17 protein-coding genes are annotated in these 20232 nt (G+C 67.1%); 4 read left to right on the top strand and 13 right to left on the bottom strand.

Annotation, left to right across the window (positions count from 1 at the left end):
• Positions 1–4 precede the first annotated feature (4 nt).
• The 13 genes from C8271_RS07445 to C8271_RS07385 form a co-directional block, all read right to left on the bottom strand.
• Positions 5–910, bottom strand: a complete 906-nt coding sequence (locus C8271_RS07445) for a carbohydrate ABC transporter permease (protein ID WP_170957825.1) — start codon at positions 908–910, stop codon at positions 5–7.
• Entirely contained in the window at positions 907–1854 is a 948-nt protein-coding gene (locus C8271_RS07440; protein ID WP_106506773.1) for a carbohydrate ABC transporter permease, read from the bottom strand. The genes C8271_RS07445 and C8271_RS07440 overlap by 4 nt, the downstream gene beginning before the upstream one ends.
• On the bottom strand, positions 1851–3236 hold the full coding sequence (locus C8271_RS07435) for an extracellular solute-binding protein (RefSeq protein ID WP_245921026.1): 1386 nt from the start codon (positions 3234–3236) through the stop codon (positions 1851–1853). The genes C8271_RS07440 and C8271_RS07435 overlap by 4 nt, the downstream gene beginning before the upstream one ends.
• 172 nt (positions 3237–3408) lie before the next feature.
• Positions 3409–4008 carry a hypothetical protein gene (locus tag C8271_RS07430; RefSeq protein WP_106506771.1) on the bottom strand — a complete coding sequence of 200 codons (600 nt, stop codon included), beginning with the start codon at positions 4006–4008 and terminating at the stop codon, positions 3409–3411.
• Positions 4005–4478, bottom strand: coding sequence for an NUDIX hydrolase (locus C8271_RS07425; protein WP_106506770.1), 474 nt, complete (start codon positions 4476–4478; stop codon positions 4005–4007). Before C8271_RS07425 ends, C8271_RS07430 begins: the two co-directional genes overlap by 4 nt.
• Positions 4479–4488: 10 nt before the next feature.
• Positions 4489–4818, bottom strand: a complete 330-nt coding sequence (locus C8271_RS07420) for a hypothetical protein (protein ID WP_245921024.1) — start codon at positions 4816–4818, stop codon at positions 4489–4491.
• Positions 4819–4929: 111 nt separating this feature from the next.
• Positions 4930–5835 carry a TM2 domain-containing protein gene (locus C8271_RS14145; protein WP_106506769.1) on the bottom strand — a complete coding sequence of 302 codons (906 nt, stop codon included), beginning with the start codon at positions 5833–5835 and terminating at the stop codon, positions 4930–4932.
• A 116-nt stretch (positions 5836–5951) separates the two neighbouring features.
• A complete protein-coding gene (gene der / locus C8271_RS07410; RefSeq protein ID WP_106507951.1) occupies positions 5952–8150 on the bottom strand; it encodes a bifunctional cytidylate kinase/GTPase Der in 2199 nt (732 codons plus the stop codon).
• Between the two features lie 60 nt (positions 8151–8210).
• On the bottom strand, positions 8211–9389 hold the full coding sequence (locus C8271_RS07405; RefSeq protein WP_106506768.1) for a prephenate dehydrogenase: 1179 nt from the start codon (positions 9387–9389) through the stop codon (positions 8211–8213).
• Positions 9386–10258, bottom strand: a complete 873-nt coding sequence (locus C8271_RS07400) for a pseudouridine synthase (protein ID WP_106506767.1) — start codon at positions 10256–10258, stop codon at positions 9386–9388. Before C8271_RS07400 ends, C8271_RS07405 begins: the two co-directional genes overlap by 4 nt.
• Positions 10258–11076 (bottom strand): ParA family protein, encoded by an 819-nt coding sequence (locus tag C8271_RS07395; protein WP_425428207.1) that lies wholly within the window; start codon positions 11074–11076, stop codon positions 10258–10260. Before C8271_RS07395 ends, C8271_RS07400 begins: the two co-directional genes overlap by 1 nt.
• Positions 11077–11210: 134 nt before the next feature.
• Positions 11211–12188 (bottom strand): tyrosine recombinase, encoded by a 978-nt coding sequence (locus C8271_RS07390; protein ID WP_245921022.1) that lies wholly within the window; start codon positions 12186–12188, stop codon positions 11211–11213.
• Positions 12185–13141 (bottom strand): heme o synthase, encoded by a 957-nt coding sequence (locus tag C8271_RS07385; RefSeq protein ID WP_106506765.1) that lies wholly within the window; start codon positions 13139–13141, stop codon positions 12185–12187. The genes C8271_RS07390 and C8271_RS07385 overlap by 4 nt, the downstream gene beginning before the upstream one ends.
• Positions 13142–13504: 363 nt before the next feature.
• On the opposite strand from C8271_RS07385, the gene tkt reads away from it, so the two are divergent.
• The 4 genes from tkt to pgl all read left to right on the top strand — a co-directional run bounded on the left by tkt (position 13505) and on the right by pgl (position 20187).
• Complete coding sequence (gene tkt / locus C8271_RS07380) at positions 13505–15601, top strand: transketolase (RefSeq protein WP_106506764.1); 2097 nt, start codon at positions 13505–13507, stop codon at positions 15599–15601.
• A gap of 119 nt (positions 15602–15720) precedes the next feature.
• Complete coding sequence (gene tal / locus C8271_RS07375; protein ID WP_106506763.1) at positions 15721–16830, top strand: transaldolase; 1110 nt, start codon at positions 15721–15723, stop codon at positions 16828–16830.
• Between the two features lie 70 nt (positions 16831–16900).
• On the top strand, positions 16901–18463 hold the full coding sequence (zwf, locus tag C8271_RS07370; protein WP_106506762.1) for a glucose-6-phosphate dehydrogenase: 1563 nt from the start codon (positions 16901–16903) through the stop codon (positions 18461–18463).
• Positions 18460–20187, top strand: coding sequence for a 6-phosphogluconolactonase (gene pgl / locus C8271_RS07365; RefSeq protein WP_106506761.1), 1728 nt, complete (start codon positions 18460–18462; stop codon positions 20185–20187). The genes zwf and pgl overlap by 4 nt, the downstream gene beginning before the upstream one ends.
• The last annotated feature ends 45 nt before the right edge of the window (positions 20188–20232 follow it).

Raw genomic sequence — 20232 nt, 5'->3', positions numbered from 1 at the left:
CCGGTCAGCCCTTCACTCCCCCGGCGGCGGCGAAGCCTGAGCCCAGGCCTCGCCCCAGGAACAGGTACAGCGCGATGACGGGGATGGAGTAGAAGATCGAGAAGGCTGCGAGCTGCCCGTAGGCCACCTGTCCGTACTGCGAGGAGAAGGTGTACAACGTGACCGCGGCAGGCAGTTTGTCCGGGCTCAGCAGCAGCATGAAGGGTACGAAGAAGTTGCCCCACATGCCGACGAAGGTGAAGATCGTCGCCACAGATAGCCCAGACTTCATCAGAGGCAGCACCACCGTGAACAGAGTGCGGTAGACGCCAGCGCCCTCGGTCCAGGCTGATTCCTCGATCTCGATCGGCACCGAGTCCATGAACCCCTTGGTGAGGAAGATGCCGTACGGCAGGGCGCTCGCGCCCAGGAAGAACACCGCGCCGAGCATCGAATCAATCAGGTTCACCTGCACGAACAGCGAGTACACCGGGATCATGATCGCGGTGATCGGCAGTCCGGTGGAGAAGATGATCGTCAGCAGCAGCGGCCGCTTCGCCCGAAAACGGTAGCGCGACAGCGGATAGGCGCACAGGACGGATGCGGTCATCGTCAGCACTGTGGCGCCGCCGCAGAGCACGAGCGAGTTCCACAGTGGACGGAAGGTCGTCTCCGCATTCCAGATCGCCTGATAGTTGCCGAGGCTCCAGCTGCTCGGCCACTTCACTGAGAGCGTTGCCTCGGTGTCAAAGCTCGCCAGGACAACCCAGGCCAGTGGCACCAAGAAGGCGATGCCGATCACGATCATGGCGATGCTCGATGCGGTGCGGGACATCCGCTCACGCGGCCCCATGCCGCCGCGGGGTGCCGATGTGCGGCTGCTCATGGAGGATCGCGTGGACGTGGTGGGCTCGGCGGTCGTCGCGTTCATCGCTTCTCCTCCTCGGGCAGCAGACGCAGGTAGGCCAGTGACGCGAGCGCTCCGATCAGCAGGAGCAGCAGCGCCACAGCGGTGCCGTAGCCGAGCTGCCCGTAAGAGAAGGCCTGTTCGTACATGTACAGGGGCAGAGTCTGGCTCTTCTGGGCGGGTCCGCCGCCGGTCATGATGAAGATCAGGCCGAAGACCGACAGGGTCTGCAGCGTGGTCAGCATCAGGTTGGTCGCGATCGCGGGGCGCAGCAGCGGCACCGTGATAGATCGGAAGCGTCGGGCAGGTCCTGCGCCATCGAGCGCTGCGGATTCATACACGTCCTCGGGCACAGCCGTGAGAGCCGCCGAGTACACGAGCATGGAGAATGCAGCCCCGCGCCAGATGTTCGCGAAGGACACGGCGATGATCGGTGCACTGAACAGCATGTCCTGCCCGGGTAGTCCGATTGTCGCGAGGATCGTGTTCAGCGAGCCCTCGTCGGCGAAAAAGGTGTAGAGCAGGTATCCGGCGACGACCTCCGGGAGGATCCAGGCGGCGATCACAATGGCGGTGACGGCGAAGCTCACGATGCGGTTCGCTCGTTGCATGAGCAGAGCGAGGATCATGCCCAGCACGTTCTGTCCGATCACCGCTGAAATGATCGTGAACACGAGCGTGAGCAGAACGCTGTTCCAGAACGAACCATCCGTGAACGCGTCCACGAAGTTGTCGACTCCCACCAACCTCGTGTTCGCGGCTCCGTCGCCACGGATGGCCTTATCGGTGAACGCCAGGTACAGCGAATAGACGATCGGGCCTGCCATGAACGCCAGCAGCAGGATCGCCGCCGGAATCATCGGTACGGCGCGGGCCGGGGTCAAACGGTTGCCGAGCCGACGATTCGGCCGGCGTCTGCGAGGTTCAGTCGCCATGGTGCGGTCAGCGGCGGCAGCGGCAGTGCTCATCGCTGCTCCTCCTCAGTGTTCTCTGGACCGACGATGTCGCGGATAGCCCGGTCGTACTCGGTTGCCGCCTGTTCGGGGGTGCTCGAGAACGTCATGACGGCTTCCATCGCCTCCTGAATAGCGGAGGACACCTCGGGATACGCGGGCATTGCGGGCCGGTAATGCGCTTCCTCGAGCAGACCCGTGAAGAACTCGGCCAGTGGCGAATAGGTCTTGTACTCCTCAACCTCGGCAACATCGGCGCGCACCGTGATGTGGTTGTCCTCAATGGCTCGCGTCACGGAGTTCTCCGTGGTGCACAGCGCGGTGATGAAATCGAATGAGGCCTTCGGGTCGGTCGCGTGCTTGGGGATCGTCCAGCTCCAGCCACCGGCAAGGGTGGTCCAGCCACTCCCCTGGCCGTCCTTGGTGGGCATCCGAGTGACGGCGATGTGCTCGGGCCATTCGGGCCAGGGCCTCGGGCCGCCCTCGCCCCAGTTGCTGGAGTTCCAGTTTCCGTCGACGACCATGCCCAGCTTCTGGTCCGGCAGCAGGCTCGTGTAGATGGATTCGCCGACGTTGGGATCCAGATTGCGGGCCAGGGGCAGAGTGAGTTCTTCTTCGAAGATCGTTTTCAGGAAGCCGAGGGAGTCAAGGAAGCCTTGGGATCCGAGCACCCATTTCTGTGTGTCCTCGTTGTACAGACGGGAGTCGGTGCCGTACAGGAGCATCTCGAAACCTTGCATCGAGGCCTTCTCGCCCTGCGCGACACCAGAGAAAATGTGCAACGGTGCCACGTCCGGTAGCTTCTGCTTGATCGTCCGAGCGGTCTCGAGGATGTCATCCCAGCTGGTGGGCTGCCATTCACGGTCCAGGCCTGCCTCTTCGAAGACGTCCATCTGGTACCAGATGCCGCGCGTGTCTGTATGGGTCGGGATCGCGTAGATCTTGCCGTCTTCAGCGGTGACAGCCTCCTTGGAGGCGTCGGCGACGTCGTCCCAGTGCTCCCAGGTGGTCGCGAACTCATCGATCGGTTGGAGGTATCCGGCGCCGACGTCCGAGAGCAGGATGAAGGTGTCTTCATAGACGAGATCGGGGCTCGTCTGCGGGGAGGACATGAGCAACTCGTTCTTCGTGAAGTAGTCGTTCTCCGCTGCAACGATCGGAACCAGTTCGATCGTCATGTCGGGATGCTCCGCCGAGTAGGCCGTGGAGGTGCGGGTGATCCAGTCCTCCATCAGCGTTCCAGAACCGAACTGCTGGTACGCGACACGGATCGTCTTCGAGTCACGAGCTGAACCGGAGCATCCGGCCAGCACAGACAGCGGCAGCACGGTCGCAACGCCGGCGCAGAGCCGCAGGAAAGTACGGCGCCTGAGATCGGGGTGATGAGCTGATGGCACGTGGGGCCTCCTCGTCGAGGTCGGCGAGCTCGACGTCACCGAGCACGGGCCACCGTACACCGTGACCCCCATCACAGAGAAACATATGGAAACCGGGCGGGTTCCAGGCGAGCCTCACCCGTCTGGGTCTCCACCCCGCACGACGGGGCTCCGCAGGGCGTGTTCGTTCAGGTCACCCCAACCCACGCTGCGCTGCGACCGCATCGCGGTAACGCATCCCAGCCGGCACCTGCGCCAGCTCGAACCACCAGGCGGCACGCGGCACCAGCCGCACATCGTGCCACGGGACCTCGAAGTCAGGCTGCTGCCACAGCGTCAAGGCGATCTCGGACCGTCGGCCGGTCGCGGCCAGCACCAGCCGTCGAAGCTCCGGCAGTGAATGGGCGTGTGGTCGGCACGAGGAGGGAATGGCCACCGAGTCATCGAAGGGCAGCGGCCAGATCGTCTCGCCCCAGTGCAGAGCTGCCCGGCTCCCATCCCCGATGACGACAGCGGGCAGGCGCAGATCGGCTTCGCCCACGGGCTGATGCCCGGCGGCGTGCGCCTGTCGAATCACCTCGGGGCGCACCCAGGCGCCCGGCAGGGCCACGTGTCCGTTCGACATGACTTCCACGAGCACAGCGTCCTGGAACGGGGCCAGTCCTACCGGCAGCTGCCCGTCGCGCAGCAGGTCACGCTCGGGCACTGCAAGCACGCGGACCAGGGCTGAATCTCCCGGGACCGGTGAAAGGTCAATGCTGGCAAGGTCCCCTTGCCGAAGGTCGCTGCTCATACACGGAAGCGCGCGGCGACGTCATCGGAGAGCGCCGCTGTCAGCTGATGGTGGAAGCGGTCGTTCATCGTCGGCAGGTGATCGATATCGAACCAGCGGGCCTCTGTATTCTCCCCGTCCGCTGGATACGGCTCACCGCTCACATGATGGAAGAGGAAGCAGATGTCAAGGTATTGCGCGCGGTCACCGTTCGTGTGCGTGATCTCCGGCAATGCTCGGATACTCACCAGACGCTCGGCCTGGGCGATCACGCCAGCTTCTTCGAGCACTTCCCGCGCACCGGCCTGTGCAGGCTCCTCCCCCGGATCGATGATGCCTGTGACCGGCGTCCATCGACCATTATCGGCGCGGCGAACCAGGAGTACTCGGGTGCGCTCGGTGTCGAGCACGATAGCGGTCACACCGGGCAGCCAGAGCGGGTCATGCCCGATGTGGCGCCGCAGGTCAAGGATGAAGTCGGGAGTCGGCACAGGATGAGGCTCAGCTGGATCCGACGGCGGCCATGCTGACACCAAGCACAACCACGAACACGATGTAGGCCACGAAGAACAGCACCCCGAGGACGACGAGCACGATCGCAATGATCCAGCCGATCTTGTTCATCCGACGCGCGGAGTCCGGATCGGTGTTCATCTGTGCCAGTGCGACGATGCCGAAGATCGCTGGGATCATCCCGGAGCAGAGCACGCCGACGATGATCAGGAAGATCGCGCTGGTCTGGATGCCGCTCGTGTCAGGCCGCGGCCCTGAATGCATCGGATACTGCTGCTGCGGATACGGTGCGCCGCCCTGGTTGGACCACTGGCTCATGTTCTCTCCTTTAACCCCTGCGCCCTCCCCCTGAGGGTCGCCCGTCATGCCTGTGCGGTGCCGGCATCACCCGTCTGTGCGCCGGCACCGCGCATCATGTTTGATCAGTGCTCACTCGGCGAGCGGTCGCCCGTGCGCGTCACGATTGAACGACTCGGTCTTCGCGAGGATCATAATGCCCTCAATGATCCCCCACCAGGCGCCGACGCCACAGGTCAGAACGCTGACCACGATCTGGATGATGCCGATGGTGGTGTAGCCGAGAAGGAAGCGGTGCACGCCGAAACCGCCCAGGAAGATGCCCAGGAGGCCCACCATGAGGCGGCTCGGGCCCATCTCGCCCTGTGCCCCGGCGGGAGTGCCGTTCTGAGCAGCAGGGGCCCACCCTTGCGTGCCCTGCTGGCCCGGCGCAGCACCGTAAGAATCGGAGGCCGACTGCTGACCGGGCGCGGCGTACGGATCGGAGGCCGACTGCTGACCGGGCGCGGCGTACGGATCGGAGGCCGACTGCTGACCGGGCGCGGCGTACGGATCGGAGGCCGACTGCTGACCGGGCGCGGCGTACGGGTCGGAGGCCGACGACTGGGAGCCGTAGGGGCTCTGAGCCGGTGGGGCAGCATACGGATCCGACGCCTGCTGCTGGCCGAACGCATCCTGACCCGTCTCAGCCCCGTACGACTGACCTGCAGAGGGCTGGCCGAACGAGTCCTGGCTCGATTCCGTACCGTACGGCTCGCCAGCGGACGGCTGGCCATACTCGTTCTGGCTGGCGGACTGGTTGAAGGGATCCTGGCCTGCCGCGGTGTTCTGGTCGCCGAACTGCGGCGCCGCGAAGGAGTCCGACTGCGGAGCCGAGGAGCCGAATGCGTCCTGGGCGCCCTGCGCGGAGCTTCCAGCCTGGTAGGGATCCTGCGCCGACGCGGTGGAGTCAGCCGACGCGTCGTAGGGGCTCTGAGGCGCGTTGGAGTCACCGTAGGGCTGGGAACCCCACGCATTGTTGTCACTGGGAGTGCTCATGGGCCCAGCCTATGCGCTCGGGCACATGCCGCGCACATCATGCCCGCACGAGTTAGCCGTGTCAGAACGGCATAAGGCCGACGCCCCGCACGGAAGCCCGGCGCATCGGCCGACAATCAGCGTCGGCGCTTCTCCCGGATCCGCACGCCGATCTCAATCGGAGAGCCGACGAAATCGAAATCCTCCCGCAGGCGACGCTCGATGAAGCGGCGGTACCCGTGCTCGAGGAACCCTGAGGCGAAGATGACGAAACGCGGCGGGCGCGTGCGGGCCTGCGTCGCGAAGAGGATGCGCGGTTGCTTTCCGCCCCGCAGCGGATGCGGATGTGCTGCGACGAGGGTGCCAAGGAATGCGTTGAGGCGACCGGTCGGAATCCGCTGATCCCAGGACTCCAGTGCCGTGATCAACGCAGGCAGCAGACGATCCGTGTGGCGCCCCGTACGCGCGGAGAGGTTCACGCGCGGCGCCCAGGAGACGTGGCCGAGGTCCTTCTCGATCTCTCGTTCCAGCTGTGCGCGACGTTCATCATCCAGCAGGTCCCACTTGTTGAAGGCGAGCACGAGCGCACGGCCCGACTCGAGAACCATGTCAATGATCTTCAGATCCTGGGTGGAGATCGGTTCGTTGGCTTCCAGCAGCACCACTGCAACTTCGGCGCGGTCAAGCGCAGACCGTGTACGCAAGGAGGCGTAGAAGTCGGCGCCCTGGGACTGCAGCACGCGCCGTCGGATACCTGCGGTGTCCACGAAGGTCCACGGCATACCGCCGAGGTCAATGCGTTCATCCACGGGGTCGCGGGTCGTCCCGGCGACGTCGTCGACCACCACGCGGTTCTCCCCCGCCAGGCGGTTCAGCAGCGAGGATTTGCCCACGTTCGGGCGCCCCACCAGAGCCACCCGACGCGGGCCATGATCCACAGCCGCGCCTCGACCTTCGGCAGGGAGAACGTCCAGCACGGCGTCGAGCAGGTCGCCCGAGCCACGGCCGTGCAGCGCTGAGACGGGGTATGGCTGTCCGAGCCCCAGGTTCCACAGCGCAGCTGCCTCCAGCTCGGCGCGCTGGTCATCGACCTTGTTAGCGGCGAGCACGATGGGACGCTTCGAGCGCCGCAGCACACGTAGCAGCTGGTCGTCGGTGTCGGTGATCCCCACCGTCGCATCGACCACGAACAGCACGACGTCGGCGAGCTCAACCGCGATCTCCGCCTGTTCGGCAACGCGGTAGGCGATGCCCTGAACGCGGTCCTCCCATCCGCCTGTGTCCACGAGCCAGAAGTCGCGTCCGGACCACTCAGCTTCGTAGAAGACCCGATCACGAGTCACGCCCGGGGTGTCCTCCACGACCGCTTCACGTCGGCCCAGCACGCGGTTGACAAGCGTGGACTTACCCACATTGGGTCGCCCGACGACAGCCACGACCGGCAGGTTCGCACCCGTTTCCCGTGCCGGCAGGTCGTCATCATGAGCGTCCAGGAGCGCACGGTCCTCGTCATCAAGGTCGTACTCCTCCAGGCCCGCACGCCACGCGGCGGCGACGTCCGTGCCAGCCTCGTCGGAGGAGACGCCGGGTCCACGTCGGTGCCCAATGCCATCGTTGACGCGGTCATCGTTGACGCGGTTGCGTGCTGCCTCCACCAGGTCGAGCACAGCCTGCACCACCTGGTCCACGTCCAGGTCATCGGTATCGATCGACACCACGCCGTCGGCCGGGGTGAGGAACTCCGAGACGGTCGAGTCATCCCGGTCGCGGCGCAACACCTGATCGAGCATGCGCTCGCGTGCATCGTCGGAGTCATCCAGAGACAGTTCGGCGGCGCGGCGGCGCATGCGCACCTCATCGCTCGCGGTCAACAGCACACGCACGTCGGCATCGGGTGCGACCACGGTGGTGATGTCACGGCCTTCGGCGACGCAGGAGCCACGCTGCGCGGCCACCTCACGCAGCAGCACGCGCTGCCGCTCCTGCAGCACGGCCCGGACACCGAGGTTCGTCGCGACCGCACTCACCTGCTGCGAGATCCGTTCGGTGCGGATCTGCGCGGTCACGTCCTGGCCGCGCACACTCACCGTGGCACCATCGGGGTCCGTGCCGAGTTCGAGATCAAGGGCGCGGGCGCGCTCGGTGACGGCGCCGTGGTCCGCGAGGTCGATGCCCTGGTCCAGGCAATCCCACGCGAGGGCGCGGTACATCGCGCCGGTGTCGAGGAAACCGCCGTGCAGGCGGCGCGCGACGAGCCGGGAGACGGTCGACTTGCCGGATCCGGCGGGCCCGTCGATCGCAATGGTCACTGCTGTGCTGCCTGTGTCGCTTCCCATCTCGGGGCGCAGGTCGGAGCGGTCGACGCGAGGGATGTCCATCCTTGAAGGATAGGCGGATCAGGCGCTCGTGACCGTCCAACCGCGCCGGGAGAGCTCCGTGATGAGCCGATCTTCACGTGCACGCATCACAGCCGCGTAGGCGATGCCCACGCGTCTGCCGAGCGTGTGCTCCAGGCGAAGATCCTCGAGGTTGATACCGATCTCGCCCATGGTCGTGAAGAGACGACCGAGTTCGCCGGGGCGGTCCGGCACGAGCACGGCCACGGTGGCGAAGTCGTCGGTGCCGCTGCCGTGCTTGCCGGGGATTCGGGCGGCACCGCGATTGCCGTCGCGCAGCACCTCCGCAATGGCGAGCCGACCTGGGCGGGTTCCTGCGCGATCAGCGTTCTGCAACGTGTCCAGAGCGGTGCGCACCTGGGTCAAGCGCGCGATCGCGTCGTCGAGCACCTCGCCCACAGCAGCTGCATTGGCGGAGAGGATCTCTGTCCACAGGTGAGGATCGGAATCGGCGATACGTGTGGTGTCGCGCAGCCCCTGCCCTGCGAGCGCCAGCGCTCCATCCTTCGCCTGCAGCAGCGTTGTGGCAAGCACGCTGGAGACGAGCTGCGGCACGTGCGAGACGTGGGCGACGGCTCGATCATGGTCGGCGGCCTCCAGCACCACGGGCACGGACCCGATCTCTGTGGCAACTGTCCGCAGCAGCGAGGTGGCCGTCGGCGCTGACTGTTCGTGCGGGACGACGACGAACGGGCGCCCTCGAAAAAGATCGCCGCGCGCCGCGATGACGCCCGACACCTCACGGCCCGCCATCGGGTGGGCGCCGACATACCGTGTGAGGGCATCGGACGGAGCGCGCCGCCGCACCTCCTCCAGTACCGTCTCCTTCACACTCGCCACGTCGGTGACGATTGCCCCGGGCCAGCGCCGCAGGGCGGAATCGACAAGGTGAGCGGTGACATCGGGCGGTGCGGCGATCACCACGAGCGCCGGTTCCGGGGACAGGTCGTCGGCCGGCGTGCCGACTCCCATCTCTTCGGCAAGGGCCACGATGCCGGGCGAAGCATCCTCGACCTGGACAGTGACCCCCGCTGCGGAGAGCGCAAGTCCGAGGGATCCGCCGATCAGGCCGGTTCCGATGATCCGCACCGGGTCCGGGAGGAGGGCAGCCGACGGGCCAGCGTGCTCACTGCCCCCTGCCGGGCGACGCTCGCCGCTCCTCGCCTCACCGCTGCTCACAGCCCAACCTCCGCCATCAGGGTGCCGAGCTCGCGCTCGGTGAGTCTGCGGCTGCTCCCCGGTGCCAGGTTCCCCAGCAGCACCGGGCCGATACGGGTGCGGACAAGTGCCGTCACGTCGTACCCCTGAGAAGCGAACATGCGACGCACGATGCGGTTGCGACCCTCGTGAAGAGTCACCTCGACCACGGCTTCGCGGCCGTCCTGGGCGAGGACCCGGGCACGGTCGGCGCGGGCCGGGCCATCCTCGAGCTCGACGCCATCACGCAGAGTCCGCACGAGCGATCGTGGTGGCCCGCCGGGGGCGTCGAATCGGCACACATACGTCTTCTCGATCTGGAAACTCGGATGGGTGAGCCGGTGCGCGAGGTCGCCGTCGTTCGTGAGCAGCAGGAGGCCCTCGGTCTCGTAGTCGAGTCGGCCCACGTGGTACAGCCGCTGGGGATACTCGGCGGTGAACTCTGTGAGGTCGCGTCGCCCTTGCGGGTCGTGCATGGCGGAGACCACATGACGCGGCTTGTTCAGTGCGACGGTCACCAGCGTGTCATCGAGCTGGATACGTCGGCCATCGACGTGCACGGCTGACCGTGCGGGATCGATGCGCAGCCCCTGCTCGGTCACCACAGCGCCATCGACGCTCACCCGTCCTGTCGAGATCAGGGCTTCGCAGGCGCGTCGGGAGCCGAAGCCGGCTCGGGCGAGCACTTTCTGGAGGCGCTCACCATCGGCAGTGTGCAGATTCTGCGGATCGCTCTGTCGTGCGGTGCCGTCGGCCTCGCGCAGCCGCGGGGTGCGCGGGGGCGTGAAGGCGCTGCGCCGGCGACGCCCGGAGCCGCCCGCCGTGCGGCCGCGACCCGGTTGCGCGGGCATCAGGCGGCGCCGCCGCGAGAGATCAGCTCACGGGCAAGCTGACGATAGGCATCCGCGCCTTTCGTGGAGGAGGCATAGGAGATGATCGGCTCGGCCGCGACGGAGGCATCAGGGAACTTCACGGTGCGGTTGATCGTCGTGTGGAAGACCTTGTCCGGGAACGCCTCGACCACGCGCTGGCAGACCTCACGCGCATGCAGGGTGCGCGGATCGAACATGGTGATGAGGATGCCGTCGATCTCCAGCCGAGGATTGATCCGGTCCTGCACCTTCTCGATGGTCTCCACCAGCAGCGCGACACCGCGCAGCGCGAAGTACTCCGCTTCCAACGGGATGATCACCCCGTGGCTCGCGGCCAGCGCGTTCACGGTGAGGAGCCCCAGGGACGGCTGGCAGTCGATGATGATCACGTCGTACTCGTCGGCGACGGGGCGCAGCACCCGTGCGAGCGCCATTTCGCGAGCGACCTCGTTGACCAGTTGCACTTCGGCAGCTGACAGGTCGATATTCGCGGGCAGCACGTCAAGGTTCTCGGTGGTGGTCTGCTGGATCACCTCGCGCACGTCGTGGCCACGGCTGTCCATCAGCAGGTTGTACACGGTGACGTCGAGGTCATACGGGTTCACGCCGTTGCCCGCACTCAGGGCCGCCTGCGGATCGAGGTCCACCAGCAGCACCCGTCGGCCCAGCTCCGCGAGTGCAGCGCCCAGGTTGATCACACTCGTGGTCTTCCCGACGCCACCCTTCTGGTTCACCATCGAGATGATGCGGGCCGGTCCGTGCGAGTCCAACGCAACCGGATCCGGGAACTCGGGCATCGGCCGGCCAGTGGGGCCCAGATCGATGTCGAGCTGCTGGTTCGCGGAGGGAGTCACAGTCCTGTCCTGTCGTCGGCGGCGGGGAGTGCTCGGTGCGGTGCAACGCGCTGCCTGCGGGACCGCACCGGTCGAGTCTAAGCCCCTCGGCGCGCCCGCGGGTGGGCGCCCGCATGGGCCTCGCGCAGAGAGTCAACGGTCACCTGGGTATACAGCTGCGTCGTGGTCACGGATGCGTGCCCCAAGAGCTCCTGCACAGCACGCACGTCGGCGCCGCCATGCAGCAGATGCGTCGCATACGAGTGCCGCAGCGTGTGCGGTGTGACGTGTTCCTCCAGTCCAGCGGTCCCAGCGGCCCGCCGCACCACATCCCAGGCCGCCTGCCGAGTCAACCGTGTGCCGCGAGACCCCAGGAACACAGCTGGCGTGCCGACACCTTTCGCCGCCAGTGCCGGGCGGCCGCGTGTGAGGTACGCATCGAGCGCATCGAGAGCATAGGTTCCTGCGGGAACACGACGGTGCTTATCGCCTTTGCCGCGCAGCAGCACGGAGCGGTCATCGTGATCGATGTCGTCGAGGTCCAGGCCAGTGGCCTCGGAGATGCGGGCGCCGAGTCCGTAGAGCACCTCGAGCAGAGCACGATCGCGCAGAGCCCGCTCGATGGACAGCGGCCCAGTCCCGGGGGCGCTCGCGGCGTCGATCAGCGCTGTCACATCCGGCACGGACAGTGGATGCGGCAGGCGGGATGGCAGGGACGGACTCGGCACGAGTCGAGTCGGGTCACCTGTTGTGGAGACCCGTTCGGCGTCGAGGAAGGCATGTAGGCCGCGCACGGCGGCCAGCGAGCGAGCCGCCGAGGCCGCAGCGAGTGCTGACCGCCCGTCGGCGCCGGTGCGCAGGACCTGCAGGTACTCGCTGATCTGCCCGGGATCGATCGCAGCGGGATCCAGGTCATGTGACGCCAGGTAGCACAGGTAGCGGGTGAGGTCCCGGTGGTACGCGGCGACCGTATTGGTGGCAAGACCCCGCTCGACGCGCAGATGCGCAAGGAACTGGTCGAGGATTCTGCGGTCGGTGGGCCGCACCTGTGACGACGCCTCCTGCGGCTGGTTCACAGGTGCACGAAGGGATCCACAGCCAGGGCGACGAACAGCACCGTGAGATAGGTGATCGAGCCATGGAAGACGACCATCGGCCCCAGCTTCTTCCCGGTCAGTCCGCGGTGGGTGCGCACCGCGTAGCGCACGACGAGGAAGCCGAACCAGACGCCAGCCAGGACGGCGCTCGCCCCGTAGACGATGCCGGTGTGTCCCAGCGGAATGATCGCAAGGCTGCACGCGATCATCAGGGCGGTGTGCAGGATCATCTGGTGCGCGACGCTGGTGCGTGAGGCCACCACCGGCAGCATGGGCACGCCGGCGGTCTCGTAGTCCTTGGTGAACTTCTCCGCGAGCGGCCAGTAGTGCGGAGGCGTCCAGAAGAACACGACGCCGAACAGCAGCACAGCGGTCCACGACACGGTGCCGGTGACGGAGGACCAGCCGATCAGCACCGGCATGCACCCGGCCACGCCGCCCCACACGATGTTCTGGCTGGTGCGACGCTTGAGGATCATCGTGTAGAACACGACATACAGCAGAATCGCGCCAACCGCGAGGGCGGCGCTCATGACGTTGACGAAGACGGCCAGCCACAGGCTGGACAGGATCGACAGCACAATCCCGAAGATCAGCCCCGCACGCGGCGAGATCTCCCCTGTGACCAGCGGCCGGTTCCGTGTCCGCTTCATCTGAGCGTCGATGTCGCGGTCGAGATACATGTTCAGTGCGTTCGCGCCGCCGGCGGCGAGATAGCCGCCGATCATGGTGGTGAGGATGAGCAGCGGCGACGGGAATCCGCCCTCGGCAAGGAACATCACCGGCACAGTGGTGATGAGCAGAAGCTCGATGATGCGCGGTTTGGTGAGGGCCACATAGGCCTTCAGCTGAGAGCCGAGCGTGCGGCGCGGTTCCCGCTGCGTCTGTGGCTCCTGCGCCGAGCGTGCACCCGTGCCGGTCGTGGCGGTCACCGCTCACCGTCCTTCCCTGCCCCGGGGACCTTCCAGCAGGGCGTCGCCCCATCCTACGGGGGACCTCGGTCCCGCGACAGAGCGGCAGGCGGTGAGTCGCCGCACCTCACGCCCGTCGTCGTGCCCTCAGATCCGATGGCTGGACCGATCCGAGGCTTCCACTCCATCCAGAACGGCCATCGTGAGCGGTACCACACACGTCACTGCTGTGGCGGGTGCACCCCGCGTCCCATCTGCTCGTCGCGATCTGCGCGACTACAGTGGGGGCATCGGCGCCCACTGTGCGCCCGGGCCACGTCACGGCGGCCCGTCAGTCGCTCCGCACGGAACTGATCCGTTGCCCGACGAAAGGACACACATCCCGTGACCGAAACTTTCACCGCCCCTGAGGGCTGGACCGAGCTCGACCGCCGCGCCATCGACACTGCGCGCGTTCTCGCCGCCGATGCCGTGGAGAAGGTGGGCAACGGCCACCCCGGCACCGCCATGAGCCTCGCACCGGCCGCGTACCTGCTCTACCAGGACGTGATGCGACACGACCCGGCCGATGTGCACTGGCTGGGCCGCGACCGCTTCGTGCTCTCCGCTGGCCACTCCAGCCTCACCCAGTACATCCAGCTCTACTTCGGCGGCTTCGGCCTCGAGCTCGAGGACATCGAGGCACTGCGCACCTGGGGCTCGAAGACGCCGGGCCACCCCGAGGTCGGGCACACCGATGGTGTGGAGACCACGACGGGCCCGCTCGGCCAGGGCCTCGCAACGGCCGTGGGCATGGCAATGGCAGCTCGTCGTGAGCGCGGTCTCCTGGACCCGGACGCTGCGCCCGGTGAGAGCCCGTTCGACCACTTCGTGTACGTGATCGCCTCCGACGGCGATATGCAGGAAGGCGTCACCAACGAAGCCTCCTCGATCGCCGGCACCCAGCAGCTGGGCAACCTGATCGTGCTGTGGGACGACAACGACATCTCGATCGAGGGCCACACCGACATCGCATTCACCGAGGACGTCGCCGCCCGCTACGAAGCGCTCGGCTGGCATGTCCAGACCGTGGACTGGACTCAAGGCGGCACCGGGTACCACGAGGATGTCGCCGCTCTGAAGGCCGCCATCCAGGAAGCGCAGAAGGTCACCGACCGCCCGTCGTTCATCGACCTGCGCACGATCATCGGCTGGCCCACGCCCGAGCTCCAGAACACGGGCAAGATCCACGGTTCGAAGCTCGGCAGCGAGGCCGTTGCGGCGGTCAAGCAGGTGCTCGGTTTCGACCCGGAGGCGACCTTCGAGGTGGCCGCTGACGTGATTGAGCGCACCCGTGAGCTGCGCGACCGCGGCGCGAAGGCGCACGCTGACTGGGACGAGCAGCTGGCTGCCTGGCGTGAGCGTGAACCGCAGCGCGCCGAGCTGCTGGACCGGCTCATCGCAGGCACGCTGCCGACCGACTGGGAGGCGTCGCTACCCACCTTTGACGCTGATGAGAAGGGCCTCGCCACGCGCGCCGCGTCCGGGAAAGTGCTCGGCGCCCTTGCCGATGCTCTGCCTGAGCTGTGGGGTGGCTCCGCAGACCTCGCCGGGTCGAACAACACCACGATGGCCGGTGAGCCGTCCTTCATCCCGGCTGAGCGCTCCACCTCGGACTTCTCCGGCACCCCGTACGGCCGCACCCTGCACTTCGGTATCCGCGAGCACGCCATGGGCGCGATCCTCTCCGGGATCAATCTCTCCGGTCTGACGCGCGCGTACGGCGGTACCTTCCTGCAGTTCGCCGACTACATGCGTCCGGCGGTTCGTCTGGCGGCCCTGATGGGCGTGCCCAGCATCTATGTGTGGACGCATGACTCCATCGGTCTGGGCGAGGACGGTCCCACGCATCAGCCGATCGAGCATCTGGCGGCGCTGCGGGCCATCCCCGGTCTGAGCGTTGTCCGCCCCGCGGACGCCAATGAGACCGCGCAGGCGTGGAAGGCGGCGCTCGAACACCGTGACGGGCCCGTCGGCCTGATCCTGACCCGCCAGAATGTGCCGACCCTTGACCGCGCCGCGCTGGCCTCGGCCGAGGGCGTTGCCCGCGGCGCCTATGTGCTGCGCGAGGCCGACGGCGATCCGCAGGTGATCCTGCTGGCCACCGGTTCGGAGGTGCAGCTCGCCCTGGCCGCGCAGGAGCAGCTCGCTGCTGAGGGCGTCGCCGCTCGCGTGGTGTCGGTGCCCTGCGTGGAGTGGTTCGACGCGCAGGACGAGCAGTACCGCGAGTCGGTCCTGCCGGCCTCGGTGCGCGCCCGCGTGAGCGTCGAGGCAGGCATCGCCATGCCGTGGCACCGTTTCCTGGGCGACGCCGGGCGGGCGGTCAGCATCGAGGAGTACGGTGCGAGTGCTGACCAGGCCACCCTGTTCGAGAAGTACGGCATCACGGCTCAGGCCGTGGTCGACGCCGCGAAGGAATCGATCAGCGCCGCCGGCGCGTGATGCCGACTGCGGGCAGGCGGCGCCCAGAGTCCGCCTGCCCGCAGCGTCGTCTGTGAGCATCCCGACTCGCCTGACCGATTGCGCCCACGGCGCGAGTAACGCACCTCCAGGAGCACGTCATGTCTGAGAACACCCGCACCCGCACCCTGACCGAGGCCGGGGTGTCCATCTGGTTGGACGACCTCTCCCGCAAACGCCTGGCCAACGGCTCACTCTCCCGCCTTGTGGACAGCCGTGATGTTGCCGGCGTGACCACGAACCCGTCGATCTTCCAGGCCGCGATCTCCGGCTCCGACGACTACGACGCCGATGTCGCCTCACTCGCCGCCAAGGGGTACGACGTTGACGCGGTGATCGAACAGCTCACCACCGACGATGTGCGCGCTGCCTGCGACGTGTTCGCCGAGGTGTATCAGCGCACCGGTGGCGTCGACGGACGTGTCAGCATCGAGGTGGATCCGCGACTGGCACATGACACGGAACGCACCATCGAGCAGGCCGTTCACCTGCACTCCGTGGTGGATCGCGACAACGTGATGATCAAGATCCCCGCCACTGTCGAGGGTCTCGAGGCGATCACCGCTGTGACCGCTCGCGGCATCAGTGTCAACGTCACCTTGATCTTCTCCGTGGAGCGCTACCGCCGGGTGATCGACGCCTACCTCACCGGACTCGAGCAGGCTGCTGCTGCGGGCATCGACCTGTCGGGTATCCACTCTGTGGCTTCGTTCTTCGTCTCCCGCGTGGACACCGAGATCGACGCCCGCCTCGAACAGCTCGGTGGCGAGGCGACCTCGCTGCGCGGCCGCGCCGGGGTGGCCAACGCTCGCGTTGCCTACGGTGCCTACCTGGAGGCTCTGGACTCGGAACGTTTCCGGGCGCTCGCCGCGCACGGCGCGAATCCGCAGCGGCCACTGTGGGCATCCACCGGGGTGAAGAACCCCGAGTACCCCGACACGCTTTATGTGGACAGCCTCGTGGCTGCAGGCTGCGTGAACACCATGCCGGAGAAGACCCTCGAGGCTGTTGCCGACCATTCCGTGCCGGGCGAGCAGCTCACCGCGGCCGACGCAGAACAGGCCGCCAAGGTGCTGGACAGCCTCACGCACGCGGGCATTGATCTGCCGGACGTGTTCAGTGTGCTCGAGCGCGAGGGTGTGGAGAAGTTCGAGACGGCCTGGGGCGAGCTGCTGGACGCGGTCTCCGCTGCTCTCTCCGCCTCGGCCTGACACTCGGCGGCGTCGCCCCGCGGCACCGGCCGCCATCAGCAGTTCCCTCGGGACAAGTGGAAGGACCCCCGTGAACGACTCCCCCCGTGCGAGCGCGGAGCACAGCGACGACGCCGCGGCCAATCCGTTGCGAGATGCCCGTGATCGACGTCTGCCGCTGATCTCCGGCCCCGGCTCCATGGTGATGTTCGGCGTCACCGGCGACCTCGCGCGCAAGAAGCTCCTGCCTGCGATCTACGACCTCACGCACCGCGGCTTGCTGCCACCGAGCTTCGGGCTGGTCGGTTTCGGCCGACGCGACTGGTCCCATGACGACTTCGCCGAGTACGTCCGCGAGTCGGTGATTGCTGATGCGCGCACCGAGTTCTCGGAACCGGTCTTCGAACAGTTGCGCGGCGGTCTGCGGTTCGTCCAGGGAGCGTTCGATGATCGTGCTGCTTTCGAGGAGCTGACCCGTGTGGTCTCCGAACTCGATGCCTCCCGCGGCACCGGCGGCAATCACGCGTTCTATCTGTCGATCCCGCCGGCCGCGTTCCCACAGGTGTGCGAACAGCTCGCCGGCTCCGGCCTGAACACTCCGCGGGATGGCTCGTGGCGGCGTGTCGTGATCGAGAAACCCTTCGGGCACGACCTCGCCTCCGCCCGCGAGCTCAACGACGTCGTCGAGCAGGTGTTCAACCCTGAGGACGTCTTCCGCATCGACCACTACCTGGGCAAGGAGACGGTGCAGAACATTCTGGCGCTGCGCTTCTCCAACCAGCTCTTCGAGCCGATCTGGAACGCGAACTACGTCGATCACGTCCAGATCACGATGGCAGAGGACATCGGGATCGGCTCACGCGCCGGCTACTACGACGGGATCGGCACCGCGCGCGACGTGATCCAGAACCATCTGCTGCAGCTGCTCGCACTCACCGCGATGGAAGAACCCGTCAGCTTCCGGGCCGCCGATCTGCGCGCAGAGAAGGAGAAGGTCCTTGCCGCCGTCGAATTGCCGCAGGACCTCGCTGCGCATACGGCGCGCGGACAGTACGTCGGCGGCTGGCAGGGCGGCCAGGAGGTGGTGAGCTACCTCGAGGAGGACGGCATCCCGGCCGATTCCACCACCGAGACCTTCGCCGCGATGCGCCTCGACATCGCCACGCGGCGCTGGGCTGGCGTGCCGTTCTATCTGCGCGCCGGGAAGCGTCTGGGCCGACGGGTCACGGAGATCGCCGTGGTCTTCAAGCGGGCACCCTTCCTGCCGTTCCGTTCCACCGATACCGCGGACCTCGGCCAGAACGCGATCGTGGTGCGGGTGCAGCCGGACGAGGGCGTGACCATGCGCTTCGGCTCGAAGGTGCCGGGCACCCAGATGGAAGTACGCGATGTGTCGATGGACTTCGCGTACGGCACGAACTTCACCGAGGAGTCCCCGGAGGCGTACGAGCGGCTGATCCTCGACATGATGCTCGGCGATCCCCCGCTGTTCCCCCGTCAGCGCGAGGTGGAGCTCAGCTGGCAGATCCTCGACCCGATCACCCAGTTCTGGGCGGAGCACATGCCACCGGCCCCGTATCGACCGGGCACCTGGGGCCCAGACACCGCACACGAGATGATCGCCCGCGATGGGCGCAGCTGGAGGCGACCGTGATCACCACTTTGACCGACACCACCGCGTCGGCCATCGACAAGAAGATGACCGAGATGCGGGAGACGTTCGGCGTCACCACCATCGGCCGGGTGCTCACCCTTCTGATCATCGCCACCGGGGACGACACCGACGACGCCGTCGAGGCTGCCGTGTCCGCGAGCCATGAGCATCCCAGCCGCGTGATCGTGGTTGTCGGGGACGAGACGAGCGATGCGGACGAAGCGGGCCTCGATGCAGAGATCCGCCTGGGCCGCGACGCCGGTGCCGGCGAGATCATCATCCTGCACCCCCGCGGGGCGGCACGCAGTTCACTCGACACACTCGTCATGCCGCTGCTGCTGCCGGATGCGCCGATCGTCACCTGGTGGCCAGGCACCGCGCCCTCCTCCCCCGTCCACGACGTGCTCGGCTCCATGTCGCAGCGCCGCATCACCGATGCCGCCCGCTGCGCTGACCCGCTGGCGATGCTGAAACGACTGCGCCGCGGCTATGCCGCCGGTGACTCAGATCTGGCCTGGGCGCGTCTGACACGTCTGCGCGGGATCCTCGCGAGCGCTCTGGAGTCTCCCGCTGGTGCCGCTGCTCGTTCCGTCACGATCAGTGGTGCGCCGGAGGATCCCTGCGTGGTACTGCTCGGTGCGTGGCTTGCGCTCGCTCTCGACGTCCCCGTCGACGTCGAGGAGCCTGAGGACGCGAAACAGGACGGCATCGACGCGCGATTGTGGGGCGTGCGGATCGAACGCGACGGCGATTCCCTGGAGCTCAAGCACATCAGCGATGAGGACATCGAACTGACACACGGCGGTGATCAGGAACCGCAGCGGGTATCCATGCCACGCCGCACCCTGTATGAGCTCCTCGCCGAGGAACTGCGCCGGCTCGATCCCGATGAGGTCTACGGTGACGTGCTCGCCCATGCCTTCCCTGGTATCGAGGATCCGGCGGTGTTCGCGCAGAACAAGCCGACGCCGACGGACCGCATCGAACCCGACGCCGATACTGCTGCTGTGGCCGCGGCACGTGATGCGGCTGAGCATCTGGCCCAGGCGCTTCGCGAACGACCGCAGGCGCATCTCGTGCTCACCGGCGGCGGCATGGGCACCCGCACAGCGGCTGCGCTGCCCCCGGCTCTCGACGAAGAGAAGGTGGATCTGTCCCGCGTGCATGTCTGGTGGGGCGATGAACGGTTCGTGCAGCTCGGCACCGCGGATCGAAACGATGAAGGGGTGCGCGAAAGCTTCCTGGAGCCACTGCTCGCGCAGGGGCTCCTGCCCGAGCATGTGCACCGCATGCCCTCCCCCGGCGACGGCATGTCCCTTGAGGAGGCCGCAGCCTGGTACGGGCAGCAGCTGGACAGTGCAGGAGGTGATCAGCCATTCCGCACCCGCGGCAGCGCGTTCTTCGACGTGCTCATGCTGGGTGTCGGGCCCGACGGTCACGTCGCGTCACTGTTCCCGCAGCATCCTGATCAGCGGGAGACTGCCGCCAGTGCCGTGGCAGTCGAATCTTCACCCAAGCCGCCCGCGCAGCGGATCTCCATGACCTGGCCGGTGCTGAACTCTGCGCAGCATGTGCAGCTGTTCGCCGTCGGTTCGGAAAAGGCTACTGCTGCGGCCGCGGGGCACCGTGAGATCGATCCGATCGGTGTGCCAGCCTCAGCGGTGCGGGGCCTGACGTCGACCACCTGGTACATGGATCCCGAGGCTGCCGGTCGCGCACACTGACCGGCGCCGGCCCCGCTCTGCGGGGACGGGCATGACATCGCGAGG

The organism is Brachybacterium timonense, from assembly GCF_900258505.1.
Taxonomy (GTDB): Bacteria; Actinomycetota; Actinomycetes; order Actinomycetales; family Dermabacteraceae; genus Brachybacterium; species Brachybacterium timonense.
This window is presented reverse-complemented; position numbering and strand designations above follow the sequence as displayed.

Coding starts and splice junctions, on each gene's coding strand:
- tal (WP_106506763.1), top strand. CDS start 15,721: ATGTCTGAGAACACCCGCACCCGCACCCTGACCGAGGCCGGGGTGTCC.
- C8271_RS07395 (WP_425428207.1), bottom strand. CDS start 11,076: ATGCCCGAGTTCCCGGATCCGGTTGCGTTGGACTCGCACGGACCGGCC.
- C8271_RS07440 (WP_106506773.1), bottom strand. CDS start 1,854: ATGAGCACTGCCGCTGCCGCCGCTGACCGCACCATGGCGACTGAACCT.
- C8271_RS14145 (WP_106506769.1), bottom strand. CDS start 5,835: ATGAGCACTCCCAGTGACAACAATGCGTGGGGTTCCCAGCCCTACGGT.
- C8271_RS07430 (WP_106506771.1), bottom strand. CDS start 4,008: ATGAGCAGCGACCTTCGGCAAGGGGACCTTGCCAGCATTGACCTTTCA.
- C8271_RS07420 (WP_245921024.1), bottom strand. CDS start 4,818: ATGAGCCAGTGGTCCAACCAGGGCGGCGCACCGTATCCGCAGCAGCAG.
- der (WP_106507951.1), bottom strand. CDS start 8,150: ATGGGAAGCGACACAGGCAGCACAGCAGTGACCATTGCGATCGACGGG.
- C8271_RS07400 (WP_106506767.1), bottom strand. CDS start 10,258: ATGCCCGCGCAACCGGGTCGCGGCCGCACGGCGGGCGGCTCCGGGCGT.
- C8271_RS07445 (WP_170957825.1), bottom strand. CDS start 910: ATGAACGCGACGACCGCCGAGCCCACCACGTCCACGCGATCCTCCATG.